The organism is Bacillus alkalisoli (assembly GCF_002797415.1).
Taxonomy (GTDB): Bacteria; Bacillota; Bacilli; order Bacillales; family Bacillaceae_I; genus Bacillus_CD; species Bacillus_CD alkalisoli.
This window is the reverse complement of sequence record NZ_KZ454944.1, coordinates 2,887,636-2,903,773: the sequence shown is the minus strand read 5'-3', so window position 1 is coordinate 2,903,773 and position 16,138 is coordinate 2,887,636. Positions and strand designations below refer to the sequence as shown.

Annotated in this window: 17 protein-coding genes and 1 other annotated feature; of the genes, 14 read left to right on the top strand and 3 right to left on the bottom strand. The window is 35.4% G+C overall.

Going from position 1 to position 16,138, the window contains the following annotated elements:
• Positions 1–57 precede the first annotated feature (57 nt).
• The 4 genes from CDZ89_RS14505 to CDZ89_RS14490 all read left to right on the top strand — a co-directional run bounded on the left by CDZ89_RS14505 (position 58) and on the right by CDZ89_RS14490 (position 2,977).
• On the top strand, positions 58–798 hold the full coding sequence (locus CDZ89_RS14505) for an alpha/beta hydrolase family protein (RefSeq protein ID WP_096155155.1): 741 nt from the start codon (positions 58–60) through the stop codon (positions 796–798).
• A gap of 89 nt (positions 799–887) precedes the next feature.
• Positions 888–1,661 (top strand): NAD-dependent epimerase/dehydratase family protein, encoded by a 774-nt coding sequence (locus tag CDZ89_RS14500; protein ID WP_100333886.1) that lies wholly within the window; start codon positions 888–890, stop codon positions 1,659–1,661.
• A gap of 174 nt (positions 1,662–1,835) precedes the next feature.
• Positions 1,836–2,789 carry a BMP family ABC transporter substrate-binding protein gene (locus tag CDZ89_RS14495; protein WP_096156968.1) on the top strand — a complete coding sequence of 318 codons (954 nt, stop codon included), beginning with the start codon at positions 1,836–1,838 and terminating at the stop codon, positions 2,787–2,789.
• Between the two features lie 2 nt (positions 2,790–2,791).
• On the top strand, positions 2,792–2,977 hold the full coding sequence (locus CDZ89_RS14490) for a ComZ family protein (RefSeq protein ID WP_096155153.1): 186 nt from the start codon (positions 2,792–2,794) through the stop codon (positions 2,975–2,977).
• Positions 2,978–3,009: 32 nt separating this feature from the next.
• Here the strand turns inward: CDZ89_RS14490 and CDZ89_RS14485 are convergent, their stop codons facing one another.
• Complete coding sequence (locus tag CDZ89_RS14485; protein ID WP_100333885.1) at positions 3,010–3,249, bottom strand: hypothetical protein; 240 nt, start codon at positions 3,247–3,249, stop codon at positions 3,010–3,012.
• 190 nt (positions 3,250–3,439) lie between these two features.
• On the opposite strand from CDZ89_RS14485, the gene CDZ89_RS14480 reads away from it, so the two are divergent.
• From CDZ89_RS14480 to CDZ89_RS14435, 10 genes are all read left to right on the top strand, one after another.
• Positions 3,440–4,372 (top strand): beta-ketoacyl-ACP synthase III, encoded by a 933-nt coding sequence (locus CDZ89_RS14480; protein ID WP_100333884.1) that lies wholly within the window; start codon positions 3,440–3,442, stop codon positions 4,370–4,372.
• Between the two features lie 31 nt (positions 4,373–4,403).
• Positions 4,404–5,642, top strand: coding sequence for a beta-ketoacyl-ACP synthase II (fabF, locus tag CDZ89_RS14475; protein WP_406564899.1), 1,239 nt, complete (start codon positions 4,404–4,406; stop codon positions 5,640–5,642).
• Positions 5,643–5,776: 134 nt separating this feature from the next.
• The gene (locus tag CDZ89_RS14470; protein ID WP_096155150.1) at positions 5,777–6,559 is read left to right on the top strand and encodes a DUF2268 domain-containing putative Zn-dependent protease; all 783 of its coding nucleotides are present in this window, start codon (positions 5,777–5,779) and stop codon (positions 6,557–6,559) included.
• 423 nt (positions 6,560–6,982) lie between these two features.
• The gene (locus CDZ89_RS14465; RefSeq protein ID WP_096155149.1) at positions 6,983–7,963 is read left to right on the top strand and encodes an ABC transporter ATP-binding protein; all 981 of its coding nucleotides are present in this window, start codon (positions 6,983–6,985) and stop codon (positions 7,961–7,963) included.
• Positions 7,963–8,985: an ABC transporter ATP-binding protein gene (locus tag CDZ89_RS14460; protein ID WP_096155148.1), complete on the top strand. Its 1,023-nt coding sequence runs from the start codon at positions 7,963–7,965 to the stop codon at positions 8,983–8,985. Before CDZ89_RS14465 ends, CDZ89_RS14460 begins: the two co-directional genes overlap by 1 nt.
• Positions 8,986–9,105: 120 nt before the next feature.
• Positions 9,106–10,785, top strand: a complete 1,680-nt coding sequence (locus CDZ89_RS14455; protein ID WP_100333883.1) for a peptide-binding protein — start codon at positions 9,106–9,108, stop codon at positions 10,783–10,785.
• 210 nt (positions 10,786–10,995) lie between these two features.
• Entirely contained in the window at positions 10,996–11,946 is a 951-nt protein-coding gene (locus CDZ89_RS14450; protein WP_096155146.1) for an ABC transporter permease, read from the top strand.
• Positions 11,947–11,960: 14 nt separating this feature from the next.
• Positions 11,961–12,869, top strand: a complete 909-nt coding sequence (gene opp4C / locus CDZ89_RS14445) for an oligopeptide ABC transporter permease (protein ID WP_096155145.1) — start codon at positions 11,961–11,963, stop codon at positions 12,867–12,869.
• A 146-nt stretch (positions 12,870–13,015) separates the two neighbouring features.
• Positions 13,016–13,240, top strand: a complete 225-nt coding sequence (locus CDZ89_RS14440; RefSeq protein WP_096155144.1) for a YuzI family membrane protein — start codon at positions 13,016–13,018, stop codon at positions 13,238–13,240.
• A gap of 93 nt (positions 13,241–13,333) precedes the next feature.
• Positions 13,334–14,083, top strand: coding sequence for a YjbA family protein (locus tag CDZ89_RS14435; RefSeq protein ID WP_096155143.1), 750 nt, complete (start codon positions 13,334–13,336; stop codon positions 14,081–14,083).
• 287 nt (positions 14,084–14,370) lie between these two features.
• On the opposite strand, the gene trpS is transcribed toward CDZ89_RS14435, so the two are convergent.
• The gene (trpS, locus tag CDZ89_RS14430) at positions 14,371–15,360 is read right to left on the bottom strand and encodes a tryptophan--tRNA ligase (RefSeq protein WP_100333882.1); all 990 of its coding nucleotides are present in this window, start codon (positions 15,358–15,360) and stop codon (positions 14,371–14,373) included.
• Positions 15,361–15,415: 55 nt separating this feature from the next.
• Positions 15,416–15,626 (bottom strand) — a binding site (T-box leader).
• 40 nt (positions 15,627–15,666) lie between these two features.
• Positions 15,667–16,032 (bottom strand): DUF3899 domain-containing protein, encoded by a 366-nt coding sequence (locus tag CDZ89_RS14425; RefSeq protein ID WP_157842746.1) that lies wholly within the window; start codon positions 16,030–16,032, stop codon positions 15,667–15,669.
• Positions 16,033–16,138: the final 106 nt, after the last annotated feature.

Sequence of the window (16,138 nt, the reverse complement as noted above, 5' to 3'; positions counted from 1 at the left end):
GAAAGTCTTTTTTTCATACGATAAAATATACGGTGAAGATGTTGGAGGAAAGGAAGTATGATGGATAGAAATATACGATTTTTTCTAATGGGAGGTCAATGGAATGTTGTTCATGTTCCAGAGAAGCCAAACGGATTTGGAGTACTTATTATCGGGGACACTAATCACTTTGTAGATGAGCACAAGAGCTTATGGACGCAACATATAGGACGAACGAAAATAATGGAACAACTTCTAAGTGCAGGATATACCATTTTTTACTCTAATTTGTACGGAGCAAATTGGGGAAGTGAAAGAGCTTTAGAACATATACAACAGTTGTATCATATCGTTTTAAAGCAGGAAATCTTAAATAGTAAGATTCATATTTTAGCAGAAGGAATGGGAGCCCTAGTTGCACTTCAATTGATGGAAATAATAAAAGAAAATGTGCGCTCCGTAGCTCTTATAAATCCGTGTCTTGATTTATATGCTCACTACAAGCAAGAAAAAGAAAGAAAATTCTTCTTTAAAAAAATATATAAAGAGCTATTAGATGCACATAAAGTGAACAAAGAGGAATTAGAAAATAAAATAAAGCAAATAAGTGGTCATCACTTTATAAGTGAATTGCCAGTTAAGATTTGGCAAACTACAACGAATTTCACTTACGATCCTAACGTACATTGCAAAATATATGAAGAATGGAGAAAAAAACTTTCACATCCAATTCAAGTAACGTATCACCTTGTGGAAAAAAGATATTCTTACGGTAGTTCCATTTGTCAGTTCTTTACGAAATTCGAAACAAAACTATAAAAGTCTCTATTCTAAAAATCGAATGGGGACTTTAATTATGTCGATTGCATAAGATACGGTAAGAGCTAGTTTTCGAGGAGGGATAAAACTTGAATAGAATTGTAGTAATCGGTGCTTCCAACTTTATTGCCTTTAGCTTGTGTAAAAAATTGATAGAGGAAGAATATGAAGTATTAAGCATAGAAACGGAACAACAACAACGAAAAGAAACAGATGAAATGTTAATGGAGATTGGAAGAAATGCATTCTTTCAATATAAAAACGTAGAAAGCCTAGAACTGTTAGAAAGTGAAAGTGGAGTGGCAGCCTTCTATTTTCCAGAGAAAAAACTAACAGAAAACGAGAAAAAACACCTAAACAATTTGTCACAACTCTTTGAGATTGTTTACATTATCCAACGAGTAGATACAGCCAATGACGACTGGATAGAATATTTGGATTCACTTGGTAATGTAGTAATGATTCTATTTAATGAAGTGTTTGGACCGTGGCAGCCAGAAAAAGATACCATCCAAAGAATAATTTTTAATAAAGTCGAAGGAAAAATGGATTGTGATGGAGAAAATGACATGGTAGTAGAAAAAGACTATATATATGTAGAAGATGTTTCAAAATTATTAGTTTCTTTATTGGAAAGTAAAGAACGAATTCATCAAAAAGTATTACTGGTAACAAATCCAAATAAAAACGTATCTGATGAATTGGCTGTGGAGTTGTCTATTAAACTATCGAAAGTTAATAAGTCACCTATAAGGAAAGGCGAATCCGTTTGGAATGTCATTGATTGTAAACCAACTTATACCGTAAAACAAGCGGTTGAAGATCATGTATTACATTCTAAGATTCGTAGAAAACGTATGTAAATTATATTAAGAATATATGGTATTTTTGAAATATCTCTTTTATTATAATGAGATGAGTGTAATATATAAGTTAGAATAGGAAAGTTTTTCTTTCCTAATACATAATAATGTAACAATAGTTTACAGTTTTTTTACTTGTTAGGATGGTGTCTTCACTTGAAAAAAATAAGATTTATGACTTTATTTTCTATAATTGTTCTTCTTCTATTAACTTCTTGTGGACAAGTTTCTTCGAATGATAAAAATAAAGTTGGACTACTTGTTCCAGATACTATAAATGACCAAGTTTGGGGAACGAAAGGATATAAAGGTTTACTTAGAATTCAATCTACATTTAATTTAGATGTGTTCTATGAAGAAGGAATTGAACAGGAAGAAGAAATAAAAAAAGCAGTGAAGGAATTCGATAAAAAGGGAATTACGTTTATTTTTGGTCATGGAAATCAATACGCAAAAGTGTTTGACGAAATAGGAGATGATTATCCTCATATACATTTTGTTTGTTTTAATTCAACCGTTTACGGGAAAAATGTTACAAGCCTAAACTTTAAAGCAAATGCTATGGGTTTTTTCGGTGGAATGGTTAGTGGCCATATGACAGAAACGAATAAAGTAGGAATTATTGCTGCATTTGAATGGCAACCTGAAGTAGATGGCTTTTTTGAAGGTGTTTCTTATCAGAACCCTGACGCTACAGTGTTCATTGAGTACACTCAAAATTGGGATGACCCTAAAATTGCATTAACTATCCTTAAAGGTATGCTAGAAAATGACGTTGATATCGTTTACCCAGCGGGGGACGGCTTTAACGTTCCAGTCATTAATCAATTAAAGAGTAAAGGCAAATATGCGATTGGCTTTGTTACGGACCAATCTGACTTAGGAGAAAATACAGTGTTGACCAGTACTGTTCAACACGTTCCAGAATTATATGAACTAGTTTTTAGAAACTACTTATCTGGCGAATTATCATCTGGATCACTATATTTTGATTTTGAAGATGATGTTATCTCACTAGGGAAGTTCAGCCCATTAGTCGATAAACCTTTTCAAGAAAAAATACTCCAAAATATAGAAACATATAAAGAAACAGGTTTATTACCAAACGAACAAGTAAAAGGAGAATAACAATGGAAGATCAATTAAAACAAATGCAATTTATGCAAATCGCTATGAAACACTTACCAGAAGCGAAACAGATGCTTGACGAAACTGGAATCGAATTAAGTATAGAACACCTTCAACCATTCATGACACTACTAACAAAAGTAATGGACGAAGCATACGAACTAGGAAAGCAAGAAGGACAGAAGTAAATAATACAAAAAAAGGACAAAGTGAAATTCACCTAGTCCTTTTTCTTTTTTAAGAAATCTAATAATGGGGATAATTCATTTACTAACGGTTTTAACTTATTCACAGACTCCATTATGGAATCAACTTTCTCAAATAACTCCGTATAATTATAATTAGATACATTCAATTGAGTCATATCGAGAGGCTTTTTCTCTTCAGGTTGTTGTTCTCGTTCCCCAAACATTAAGCGAGAAAATGGGTCACTATTAACTTCATGTTCTTTCTCATCCAAAATATCTCCACCTTTCCAAAGACTTCACTGTATCCTATGCATTACTAGTCAAAAGTGCATAGGCAGAAGTCTAATTTTAATACTTAACTTTACATGTGCGGGGTTAACTATTGTAATATGTGACATTTTATTATAAAATTAGTACCAAGTCATAATATTTGATAATAAATTAGAGAGTTAGGTGTTGTGAATGAATGCGGGGATTATTGGTATTGGTCGATATTTACCTGAAAAAATAATGACAAACCTAGATATGGAAAAGATTGTAGATACATCGGATGAATGGATTAGAACGAGAACGGGGATTGAAGAACGAAGATTAGCAGAGGATAATATAGATACTTCAGATATGGCTTACTTTGCAGCGCAAAAAGCGTTGGAAGATGCAGGGGTAACGGCAGAAGATTTAGATATGATTATAGTTGCGACAGTGACACCAGACCGTCCATTTCCATCTGTTGCTTGTATGATTCAAGAACGCCTTGGCGCAAAAAAGGCTTGTGCATATGACTTAAGTGCTGCTTGCGCAGGTTTTATGTATGGAATCATTAACGGAAAACAATTTATTGAAAATGGTGATTATAAAAACGTATTAGTTGTCGGTGTAGAAAAGCTATCCAAAATTACGGATTGGAATGATCGAAATACAGCTGTACTTTTTGGTGATGGTGCAGGGGCTGTAGTACTTGGTCCAGTTTCTGAAAATAAGGGAATACTATCTTTTGAATTAGGAGCAGACGGTACAGGAGCAAAACACTTATATCAAGATGAATACATTATAATGAATGGGCGAGAAGTTTTTAAATTTGCGGTTAGACAGATGGGAGAATCTGCTGTAAATGTCATTGAAAAAGCCGGTCTATCTAAGGAAGATGTAGACTTTTTAGTTCCTCATCAAGCAAATATTAGAATTATGGAAGCAGCAAGAGAAAGACTTGAATTACCAATTGAGAAAATGTCTATGACAATAAATAAATATGGAAATACATCTGCAGCATCTATCCCTATTTCTATTGTAGAAGAGGTAGAAAATGGTAGAATTAAAGATGGTGATGTAGTAGTAATGGTAGGTTTCGGAGGCGGGCTAACATGGGGAGCAATTGCCATCCGTTGGGGAAAATAAAACTTGGATGTCAGTTGAAAGGAGAATGAACATGAAAAAAAGAGTAGTAGTAACTGGAATAGGGGCAGTAACACCAATAGGTAACGATGCAAATACAACGTGGGAAAGCGCTATTAATGGGGTTTCAGGAGTTGGAGCTTTAACGAGGGTAGACTCCGGACAATTCCCAACAAAGGTAGCAGCAGAGTTAAAAGATTTTAATCCGGAAAATTTTATGGATAAAAAAGAGGCTCGTCGCATGGACCGTTTTACTCAATATGCGATGGCAGCTTCACTCATGGCAGTAAAAGATGCTAATCTTGATATAAACGAATCAAATGCACCACGTGTTGGTGTATGGATTGGTTCAGGTATTGGTGGAATGGAAACATTTGAAAACCAATATAAAACATTTTTGGAAAAAGGACCTCGTCGTGTAAGTCCGTTTTTCGTGCCAATGATGATACCGGATATGGCAACTGGACAAGTATCGATTGCTCTAGGCGCTAAAGGCGTAAACTCATGTACAGTAACCGCTTGTGCAACAGGTACAAACTGTATTGGTGATGCATTTAAAGTAATTCAACGTGGGGATGCGGATGTGATGGTTACTGGGGGGACTGAAGCACCGTTAACAGACATTTCGTTTGCTGGTTTTAGTTCAGCGAAGGCTTTGTCAACTAATCCCGATCCTAAAACAGCTAGTCGTCCGTTTGATGCAAACCGTGATGGATTCGTTATGGGTGAAGGATCTGGAATATTAATTTTAGAAGAACTGGAGTATGCTTTAGCACGCGGTGCGAAAATTTATGCAGAAATAGTTGGTTACGGATCTACAGGAGATGCTCATCATATCACGGCACCAGCACCAGCTGGAGAAGGTGGAGCACGAGCAATGAAAATGGCTATCGATGACGCTGGCCTTTCTCCAAATGAAATGGACTATGTTAATGCACATGGAACAAGTACAGAGTACAACGATAAGTACGAAACAATGGCAATTAAAGAAGTTTTAGGAGACCATGCATATAATGTTTCTATAAGTTCTACTAAATCAATGACAGGTCATTTACTTGGTGCAGCTGGTGGTGTGGAAGCAATTTTTACAATTAAAGCAATTGAAACAGGAATCATTCCACCAACAATTAACTTAGAAACCCCAGACCCAGAATGTGATTTAGATTATGTACCTAATAAAGCAAAGACAAAAGAAGTACGCGTTGCAATGAGTAACTCACTAGGTTTTGGTGGTCACAATGCAACAATCGTGTTTAAGCGATTTGAACAATAATGGAATTAATGCACTCGATCCTCTTGGACGGGTGTTTTTATTTTCTCCTCACGATGCCCAAAATAAAGCCTGACAAACACAAAATCATATCTCGAACATAACATGACAAAAAGACAAAAAGGGATGTATAAAAGATGAGTGTTATACAAACCGATAGATGGTTAAGCAAAAATTACGATGAACCAGTAAAAGTATGTGAAAACCTCCTTCCTTACTTTGAAGACATTACACCGAGAGAATTATATGACTACCTTGGTAGTCACGGAATGTATCGACCAACAAAAAACGGTAAAGAAACTGTAACAATATTACAAAATAAAAATATTTGGAAAATTGTCCAGCTAGAATGGAAAATATTAAAAAGAATATGGGCCGGACCTGATATCCCCATCTTTATTTTTCCATCTGATGAAAATAATGTACAAATAGCAAGAGATTTTAATGGGAAATCTGGAGTAGCTTTCAAAGACAAATTGTTTATATTTCTACCTAAAAATATCGGGACAAACGAATTAAAAGCGCTTTTAACTCATGAATATAATCATATTTGCGTTTTAGCAAAAGAGAAACGAAAAGAAGAAGAAATGACATTACTAGATTCGATTACTATTGAAGGGCTGGCTGAAAGTGCTGTAAAAGAGCAAATTGGAAAAGAGTGGACAGCGAGTTGGGCCAACTACTATACGCAGGAACAATTAGAAGGCTTTTATAAAAAGATCATTTCTCCCCATAAAAACATAAAAAGAATAGAACGAGAACATAATAATATTTTATTTGGTAAAGGATACTATCCGAAAATGGTTGGTTACTGCGTTGGATATTATCTAGTACAAAAAGCTATGCAAAACAAGAACATAACGTATAAAGAATTATTTAATATGAGTTTAGAAGATATAAAACTAGCAATAACAATATAATTCTTGTAAGAATAAATAAAAAATTTTGAAAACTAGCGAAAAAAGGCTAGTATTTTTTTTGATTTTTTACTATAATCAGTCATTGTAGAAGGTTTTAAATAGTTCAAATCGAAAAAGTTTTAAGTTTATTTCAAAAATTCACTTGTATTTGTAAACGTTTTGTAATATTATACATACAGACGATAATTATTTTCGGATAATTTAGTAAATAAAGAATCCGAAGAAAATCAACACTGTAATATTGTTATAAATTATTAGAAAAATCTAAATCTACCTAAGAAATAGTCTACTAGTTTTATATTTTTGTAATAATTCAGTAAAGAATTGTTAAAATATTTATAACAATGAAAATTCACGTTACAAATGGACTACTTACACATCAAATTAGAACTAGCATCGAATGAGTAAAGGAAGGTGAAGCTCATGTCAGCTTTATTAGAAGTAAAAAACTTACAAACTCACTTTTTTAAGAAAAAGCAAGCTATTCCAGCAGTTGATGGGGTAGACATTTCAATTAAAAAAGGTGAAACTGTTGCATTAGTTGGAGAGTCCGGTTCAGGTAAATCCATTACGTCACTTTCCATCATGGGATTAATACCAAAACCAGGTGGAGCGATCGTGGGTGGAGAAATTAATTTCGAAGGTAGAGATTTAACGAAACTATCGGAGAACGAACTTTGTAAAGTCCGTGGTAATGACATTTCAATGATTTTCCAAGAACCAATGACATCTTTAAATCCAGTATTAACTATTGGAGAACAGATTACAGAAGTTTTAACATTACATCAAAAGATGACAAGATCACAAGCAATTAAAAAAGCAATTGAAATGTTAGAAGTTGTAGGATTCTCACGCGCAGATGAAATCATTAATGATTATCCTCACCGATTATCAGGTGGTATGAGACAAAGGGTAATGATAGCAATGGCAATGAGTTGTAACCCGAAGCTATTAATAGCTGACGAACCTACAACAGCGTTAGACGTTACAATCCAAGCGCAAATTTTAGACCTAATGAAAGATTTAAGCCATAAATTTGATACTTCCATACTTTTAATCACACATGACCTAGGCGTCGTATCAGAAGTAGCTGATAGAGTAGTAGTTATGTATTGTGGTCAAGTAGTTGAGGAAGCATCCGTGGAAGACTTATTTGAAGAGCCACTTCATCCTTATACAGAAGGGCTAATGGGTTCTATTCCTAACATTGAAAGTGACATTTCTAGATTAGAATCAATCCAAGGGAATGTACCACCACCAACGAACTTACCTGCAGGGTGTCGCTTTGCCCCTCGTTGTCCAAAAGCATTTGACCGTTGCTTAAGCGAAATTCCAACTTTACAAAAGAAAGAAGGCAACCGCTCGGTAAGATGCTTCTTATATGAAGGGGAGGAGGCAAAATAATGAACGCAACAGATACAAACTTAAAAGGTCAACAACAAGAAAACTCAACTGATAACCTCCTTGAAGTAAGAGGACTTAAAAAGTACTTCCCAATCAAGGCAGGCTTATTACAAAGAACGGTTGGGAATGTAAAAGCTGTTGACGACATTAACTTATTTGTCAAAAAAGGTGAAACTCTAGGTCTAGTTGGAGAATCTGGATGTGGTAAGTCAACTACTGGTAGAACGCTTATCCGACTGTATGAACCGACTGAAGGAGAAATAATCTTTAAAGGTCGTGACATTGCGAAGATGAGTGAGAGTGAGCTTAGAAACACAGTTCGCCGCGACATTCAAATGGTCTTCCAAGATCCATTCGCAACGTTAAATCCAAGGAAAACATTACGCTCTATTCTTGCAGAACCATTTAAAACTCATAATCTTTACCACGGTAAAGAGCGTGAAGATAAAATTCAAGAATTATTAGCAACAGTTGGATTAGATCCTTCATACATTGAACGTTACCCTCATGAATTTTCAGGTGGACAACGTCAACGTATTGGAATAGCAAGAGCTCTAGCGCTTAACCCTGATTTAATCATTGCCGATGAGGCAGTTTCAGCGCTAGATGTTTCGATACAAGCCCAAATCATTAACTTAATGCAAGACTTACAACGCGAAATGGGAATGGCATACATTTTCATCTCCCACGATTTAAGTGTTGTTCGTCACATTAGTGACAGAGTTGGGGTTATGTATTTAGGAAGAATGATGGAACTTGCGAACAAGCATGATTTATATAATGATCCATTACACCCTTATACGCAAGCATTGCTATCAGCAGTACCAACACCTCGTCGCAAAGGCCAAACAGCCAAGCGGGAGAGAATCGTATTAAAAGGTGAACTGCCAAGTGCAGCGAACCCACCAAAAGGCTGTGTATTCCATACACGTTGTCCTTTGGCGACTGACATTTGTAGAGAAGCAATTCCTGAATTCAAGGAAGTTAAACCTGATCATTTTGTTGCTTGTCATCTAGTTTAATCTAGATGATAAGCACGATGATATATATCCTGATTTGAAGGGTCTTAGGTAAAGTAAGAAAATTACGATATTTTTACCTTTCATTTTCAGAACATTTAAAATTTTAAGGGGGAAAAAGACGTGAAGCTAAAACAAAAAGGCTTACTGTTAATCGCATTATCACTAGTTTTAACGTTATTTTTAGCAGCGTGTGGCAGCAACAACACAACAACACCAACAACGCCAACAACACCTGGTAATAATAACAACAATAACACAGGTACTGAAGAGGCACCTGAAGAAGAAGGTCCACAAGTTGGTGGTAACTTAGTAATTGGTGCTTCTGGAAGCCCAACATTATTCAATGGTTACTATTCTGCAGATACTGCTTCTTCTGCAATCGAAGGATTTATCTTTGATGCATTAGTTGGAAGTGACACTTCTTTTGACACAACTTTATCTATGGCTGAAAGCTGGGATGCTTCAGAAGACAACATGGAGCACACGTTCAAATTACGTGAAGGCTTAAAGTTCCATGATGGTGAGCCTGTAACAGCTGATGACGTAGTATTCTCTTTAAGCATTCCTTTACATGAAGACTATGACGGTCCTCGTCGTGGTTACTTTGAAAGAATCGCTTCTGTTGAAAAAGTTGACGAGTTAACTGTAAAAATCACTTTAAGCGATATCGATCCAACTATCCATATTGCTTTTGGTTTCCCTATCTTACCTAAGCACATCTTAGGTGAAGTTGCAATCGCTGACTTAGGTGAATATACTGAGTTCAACGTAAAAAACCCAATCGGTTCAGGTCCATTCAAGTTTGACGTTTGGGAAGATGGTCAATATGTACGCGTAGTTGCAAACGATGATTATTGGGAAGGTCGTCCTTTCCTTGATTCTTTAACTTACCGTATTATTCCTGATGCTGATGCATTATTAACTGCTTTAGCAGCTGGAGACATTGATTATTACACAGTTCCTGCTTCTGATTACCAAACTGCTTTAGAGTGGGAAGAGCAAGGTAAACTTAAAATCGAATCTGGTTTAGCATTATCTTACACTTACTTAGGTTACAACCTACGTAACCCATTATTCGAAGACAAGACTGTTCGTCAAGCAATTACTCACGCTTTAGACCGTGAAACAATGGTTGCGACAATTTTAAATAACGATGGAGAAGTAGCTCACGTACCTGAGTCTCCATTAAGCTGGGCTTATAGCGAAGATGTTCCTAAATTCGAGTACAATGTAGAAAAAGCAAAAGCTATGTTAGAAGAAGCTGGTTGGACTCCAGGTGCTGACGGCACATTAGAGAAAGACGGCAAAAAATTCGAATTCACTTTAAAAACGAACCAAGGTAACAAAATCCGTGAAGACTTAGCGGTAGTAATTCAAGATCAATTAGCTGGTCTTGGTATCAAAGTTACTCCAGATATCATGGAATGGTCTGCATTCTTAGCGGATGTTAACCCTCCTGCATGGAACTTTGATGCAATCATCTTAGGATGGGCATTATCAACTGATCCAAATCCAAGTGGTATCTTCCACTCTAAAGAAATTGAAGAAGGCTTAAACTTTGTTGGGTTCTCTAATGAAGAAGCTGACAAATATATGGACTTAAACATGAGTACTATGGACCGCGAAGAGCGTGCTGAGTACATCCAAGCAGCAAACAGAATCATTGCTGAAGAGCAACCATATACTTTCTTATACTATCCAAATGCACACCGTGCAATGCCTGCTAACTTAGAAGGCTTTGAGTTCCATGCAAGAGCGGAATTCTACAACATTCACAAATGGTGGTTAAAGCAAGACTAATCACTAAATGAATAGATAAAGGGGAAGGGACTCTCCCTTCCCCTTTTATCTTTCAAATTGATGGGAAAAATTAGATTTTTCATCGTAGATGTACAACTACTTATTGAACACACTACTGTATTTTGGAATTCAGTATTAAAATAAACGTTTTTAGTAAGCGTATTACGATTGGACCTCTTTCAAAGTAAAGACAGAAAAGGAGAATCAGCTATGATCTCATATATCATTAGACGTACACTAATGGCGATTCCATTATTATTCGGGATAACCATTCTTTCTTTTGCGATCATGCAGATGGCACCGGGTGGACCAAGTTCCTTAATGATGGACCCTAATATTAGTCAAAAAGATTTAGAGAAATTTAACGATCGTTACGGTTTAAATGACCCAGTTCATATTCAATATTATCGATGGGTTAGTAACATGGCAAAAGGTGACTTTGGTACATCTTTAATTCGCCGTGGTGTACCTGTAAGTGAAATGATTTGGAACCGACTACCTAACACGTTATTACTAATGGTTTCTTCAACTATTTTAGCTGTAATAATATCTATTCCGTTTGGAGTAATATCAGCAAGGAAGCAATACACATTAACGGACTATTCCGTTACAATTACATCATTCATTGGTTTAGCAACGCCAAACTTCTGGATTGGTTTAGTATTAATTATGTTCTTCTCTGTACATTTAGGTTGGTTCCCTACTGGTGGAATTAAAACGTTAAATACTGATTTTAGTTTACTAGATAGACTACACCATTTAATTTTACCTGCAATCGTTTTAGCAACAGCTGATATGGCTGGATTAACGCGTTATACACGTTCAAGTATGTTAGACGTATTAAAACAAGATTACATGCGTACAGCTCGTGCAAAAGGATTAAAAGAAAACAAAGTAGTTTACAAACACGGATTACGAAACGGTTTAATCCCAGTAATTACAATCTTTGGATTAATGTTACCTGGATTTATTGGTGGATCTGTAGTTGTAGAAAAAATCTTCGCTTGGCCAGGAATCGGATTACTATTCATTGATTCAGCGTTCCAACGTGATTATCCAGTTATTATGGCATTAACAGTAATTTCTGCGGTCTTTGTTGTAATCGGCAACTTAATTGCTGATATTTTATATGCAATTTTTGATCCGCGGATTGAATTCTAGAAGGGGGAACATCGATGCAAACTCAAACATCACCTGAAACTAATAGTGCGTTAAACCCCAATGCAATTGGAAAACATGAATCGATGACAAAGATAGTTGTTCGAAAGTTTTTTAAGAACAAACTTGCCGTTATTGGGGCAACATTATTAACGATTATCATATTAGCAGCAATTTTCGCACCAGTATTAACGCAACATTCATATAGTGACCAAAACTTAATGAACAGATTACAGTCACCTAGCTCTGAACATTGGTTAGGAACTGACAGATATGGTCGTGACGTGTTTGCTCGTATTTTATTCGGAGCAAGAGTTTCTCTAATGGTTGGATTTGTCTCTATCGCAGGATCTATTACAATTGGAACAATAGTTGGAGCAGTAGCTGGATACTTCGGTGGAAGAATTGACGCTTTCTTAATGCGTATAGTAGACGTAATTATCTCTATTCCAAGTATTTTCTTATTAATCACGTTAGTTACAATCTTCACACCTGGTGTGGACAAACTAATTTTAATCTTTGCATTACTAGGTTGGACTACAACTGCTCGTCTTGTTCGTGGAGAATTTTTATCACTTCGTACTCGTGAATTCGTTTTAGCATCTAAAACGATTGGAACACGTAGTCATACTATTATTTTCTCGCACATTTTACCGAATGCAATCGGTCCAATCATCGTAGCTGCTACTCTTGGAGTAGGGGGAGTAATCTTAGCTGAGTCTACATTAAGTTACTTAGGTTTAGGTATACAACCGCCAATTCCGAGTTGGGGTAACATGTTACAAGACGCTCAAAACTTTACAATTATGTTAAAACACCCTTGGTATCCAATGATTCCAGGAGTAATGATTTTAATAACAGTATTATCTTTCAACTTTGTTGGTGACGGACTTCGTGACGCACTAGATCCAAAGATGAACGATTAGAAAAGCCAAGATGCCATTCTTGGCTTTTCTCTTTTTTTTAAGCCCAATTTTTTTATTAATAGTCATTATTGAAATGCATTTTCATACTATATAGTAAGAAGGTGTGGACAAGTAGGCTATATTTAATGGGTGGTAGGTGATAATAGATGGTACGAGCTTTTTTATTTTTAGTTGGCTTTGGTATGGCAGTATCTGGTGGGGTAAGTTTGCTTGCGTACTTGAATTTAATACCTACTGGGGTGAATTTAATAGAATTTTTTGTTTTTATTAGTACAAGACCCGAATGTTATCTTCTTCCGATTGGAATTCTCCTAATTACCGCATCATTAACAATCCAAACTCCTGAAGTAACAATACGAAAAAAAGATTAAAGAAATTACAAAGAAATAGATAAAATGGAATAAATTTGTACATGCCTGCCTATACTGATTCTTAAATAGAGTTGATGAAGTGAGGGGTAATGTATGTTATATCTTCATGACGTATGGGTAAATTGGTTTGAAGGAGAAGAAAATGGCTATAACGTTTGTCATTTTCATGAATGGAGGAAAGATGATAGTGTGGAGCTATTAGATCAGGCGCCATTACTATATGTTGATACCATTTTATACAATTATATTGAAAATGATTTACAAGAATTACCTGCTTCTTTATTAGAAGAAGTATACCAAAAGAGTTATATAAGAAAGAATCATGAGCGTATACAACTAGAGTACTGTTTTGTCGTAACAGATGGGAAAGGTATTTTAGCCGTAGATACAATTGGTTATTCCATTCCTATTAGAAAAAGTCGTCTTATTCCGAGGCAAGAGCAGCTTGTATTTGATATGGTTGAAAATCATGATAGAACGAAATACCATTTTGATACTTTTAGTAAATCGCAGGGTGACTATCATATCTTATCCCCGTCACCTGATAGTATGAGAGGTTTGACTAGAAAAGAGCGACAACTTAAGCAACTATTGTTTATGGCACTTGACCAATTAAAAACTACTAATAACACCGCAGAAATTAGATATTGGTATACAGAATGGAATCCTATTTTTTATAATATGATTCAAGATAAGCCATTTGAAGAAGTATGGAATTTACTATTCGAAGATATACAAGTTGGATGGACAAGCAAACATGAAATATTTTGTGAGAATTTAATAAAAGGACAACCATTTTTCGAGAAACTATGGGAAATGGAGCAACAACCGAAAGTTAACTAAAATTATTTCCTATAAAATAAAAGGTGTAAAAAAGCTATATTTAGTAATATAAATAATAGTGCCGGTGATGTGGCCGACTCCTCGAAAATGCTTCCGAATTTTCTTAAGAAGGATGCATCGCTGCCGCAGCCTTCCTTGTCCTGCGGGAGAGTGTAGGCTGGTGAGACCCCACAGAGCCTAATGGATCGAGGAGGCTCACCGCCTCCCCCGCGGAATACCGGCACGGTTTTTATAACCAACATAGGGTATGTCCAGTAAGTAGTATTTTATGGACATACCCTTTATTTTTATCTTCTTTTTCTACCAAGACCCATAGCATTTTCAACTTTTTTCAACGTTTTCATCGCCATTTTATTAGCTTTTTCTGCACCTTCATCAAGAATACGGTCTAATTCATCAGAATTAACTAGCTCATTATAACGTTCTTGAATCGGAGTGAAGAAATCAACGACTACATCCGCTAAATCTTGCTTAAATTGACCATAGCCGACACCTTCATACTTTTCTTCTAAGTCTTTTATAGTAACCTCACCTAAAATAGAATAAATGGATAATAGATTAGATACACCAGGTTTATTTTCCTTATCGTATTTTACAATTCCTTCACTATCCGTTACTGCACTTTTGATTTTTTTCTCCATCACTTTTGGATCGTCCAGTAAAGATAAAAATGCTTTTTGGTTCGCATCAGATTTGCTCATTTTCTTCGTTGGATCAGCTAATGACATAATACGAGCACCAACTTCAGCAATCTTTACCTCTGGAACAGTAAATACCTCACGATATTTCTTATTAAATCTTTCTGCTAAATCTCTTGTTAATTCTAAATGTTGTTTTTGGTCTTCACCGACTGGAACGACATCTGTTTTATATAATAAAATATCTGCTGCCATTAACGGTGGATAGGTTAAAAGCCCAGCTGATACAGCTTCTTTACCAGTGGATTTATCTTTAAATTGAGTCATTCTTTCTAATTCTCCGATATAAGAAACACATTGCATCATCCAGCCTAGTTGTGCGTGAGCTGGTACTTCAGATTGAATGAACAAAGTAACTTTCTTCGGATCTAATCCGATTGCTACATATAGTGCAGCTAAATTTCTAATAGCTTTTCTTAGTTGTTGTGGGTCTTGGTAAACCGTGATAGCATGTTGGTCAACAATACAGAAATAACAATTATAGTCATTTTGTAATTCTACAAATTGTTTCATTGCCCCGATATAGTTTCCTAACGTAACTGTCCCACTCGGTTGAATACCTGAAAAGATCGTTTTCATTTACAGCACACTCCTCTAAATTTTAGCATACAAAAAGGCCCATTCATCCCTTATAGAAAGGGACGAATGGACCGTGGTACCACCCTTATTATCTCAAAAATGAGATCACTTAAACCTTGTAACGTAAGGTGACGTTTAAGCATACTTTTAACATTTCAACTTAAAGCTCTAAAGTCCATTCCTAATAATTCGTTGTTTGTTTCCACCACCCACAAACTCTCTTGAAAACGAAACTTATTAGTACTACTCTTTATCAACGCTATTTTAATTTAATTATTTCTATATTACATCATTTAGTAAGAATTATCAAAGATAAAACATAAAAACTCCAATTAACATAAGCACAAAAAGTAGAAGGGAGCTATACATAACATTGGCTGCTTGAATTGGAGCGACCAACTCCGATGGAGGCCTTAATGTTGATATATCCCTTTCTAAATCTTTATCTGCTTGACTAGTGGCAAATATCTTCCTAAAGCCGTAACTAATGCCATCAAAAAAACCTTTTTGTGTTACAAACAGAAGCAAAGTTGTAAAAATAATAACACTAGAAAGAACGAAAGACGTGTTAATTAACGTAAGCAATGAAATCTCTTTATAATACAGCAAACTAATAAGTATAGTAAGTAACAATAAGATGAGAAACTGGATAATGATTTTTTTTACATTCACAATAACTACCTACCTCTTCAAAAAATTTTACTAAATGTATTGTAAAGAAATGTATAGAATAAGACAAATATTACATCCTAAAGGAAAGAAAGTAATTCGTTTTGAG

Excerpts from the sequence above, each read along its gene's own strand:
- CDZ89_RS14505 (WP_096155155.1), top strand. The coding sequence starts at position 58 with ATGATGGATAGAAATATACGATTTTTTCTAATGGGAGGTCAATGGAAT.
- CDZ89_RS14495 (WP_096156968.1), top strand. The coding sequence starts at position 1,836 with ATGACTTTATTTTCTATAATTGTTCTTCTTCTATTAACTTCTTGTGGA.
- CDZ89_RS14490 (WP_096155153.1), top strand. The coding sequence starts at position 2,792 with ATGGAAGATCAATTAAAACAAATGCAATTTATGCAAATCGCTATGAAA.
- CDZ89_RS14480 (WP_100333884.1), top strand. The coding sequence starts at position 3,440 with ATGAATGCGGGGATTATTGGTATTGGTCGATATTTACCTGAAAAAATA.
- fabF (WP_406564899.1), top strand. The coding sequence starts at position 4,404 with ATGAAAAAAAGAGTAGTAGTAACTGGAATAGGGGCAGTAACACCAATA.
- CDZ89_RS14470 (WP_096155150.1), top strand. The coding sequence starts at position 5,777 with ATGAGTGTTATACAAACCGATAGATGGTTAAGCAAAAATTACGATGAA.
- CDZ89_RS14465 (WP_096155149.1), top strand. The coding sequence starts at position 6,983 with ATGTCAGCTTTATTAGAAGTAAAAAACTTACAAACTCACTTTTTTAAG.
- CDZ89_RS14460 (WP_096155148.1), top strand. The coding sequence starts at position 7,963 with ATGAACGCAACAGATACAAACTTAAAAGGTCAACAACAAGAAAACTCA.
- CDZ89_RS14450 (WP_096155146.1), top strand. The coding sequence starts at position 10,996 with ATGATCTCATATATCATTAGACGTACACTAATGGCGATTCCATTATTA.
- opp4C (WP_096155145.1), top strand. The coding sequence starts at position 11,961 with ATGCAAACTCAAACATCACCTGAAACTAATAGTGCGTTAAACCCCAAT.
- CDZ89_RS14440 (WP_096155144.1), top strand. The coding sequence starts at position 13,016 with ATGGTACGAGCTTTTTTATTTTTAGTTGGCTTTGGTATGGCAGTATCT.
- CDZ89_RS14435 (WP_096155143.1), top strand. The coding sequence starts at position 13,334 with ATGTTATATCTTCATGACGTATGGGTAAATTGGTTTGAAGGAGAAGAA.
- trpS (WP_100333882.1), bottom strand. The coding sequence starts at position 15,360 with ATGAAAACGATCTTTTCAGGTATTCAACCGAGTGGGACAGTTACGTTA.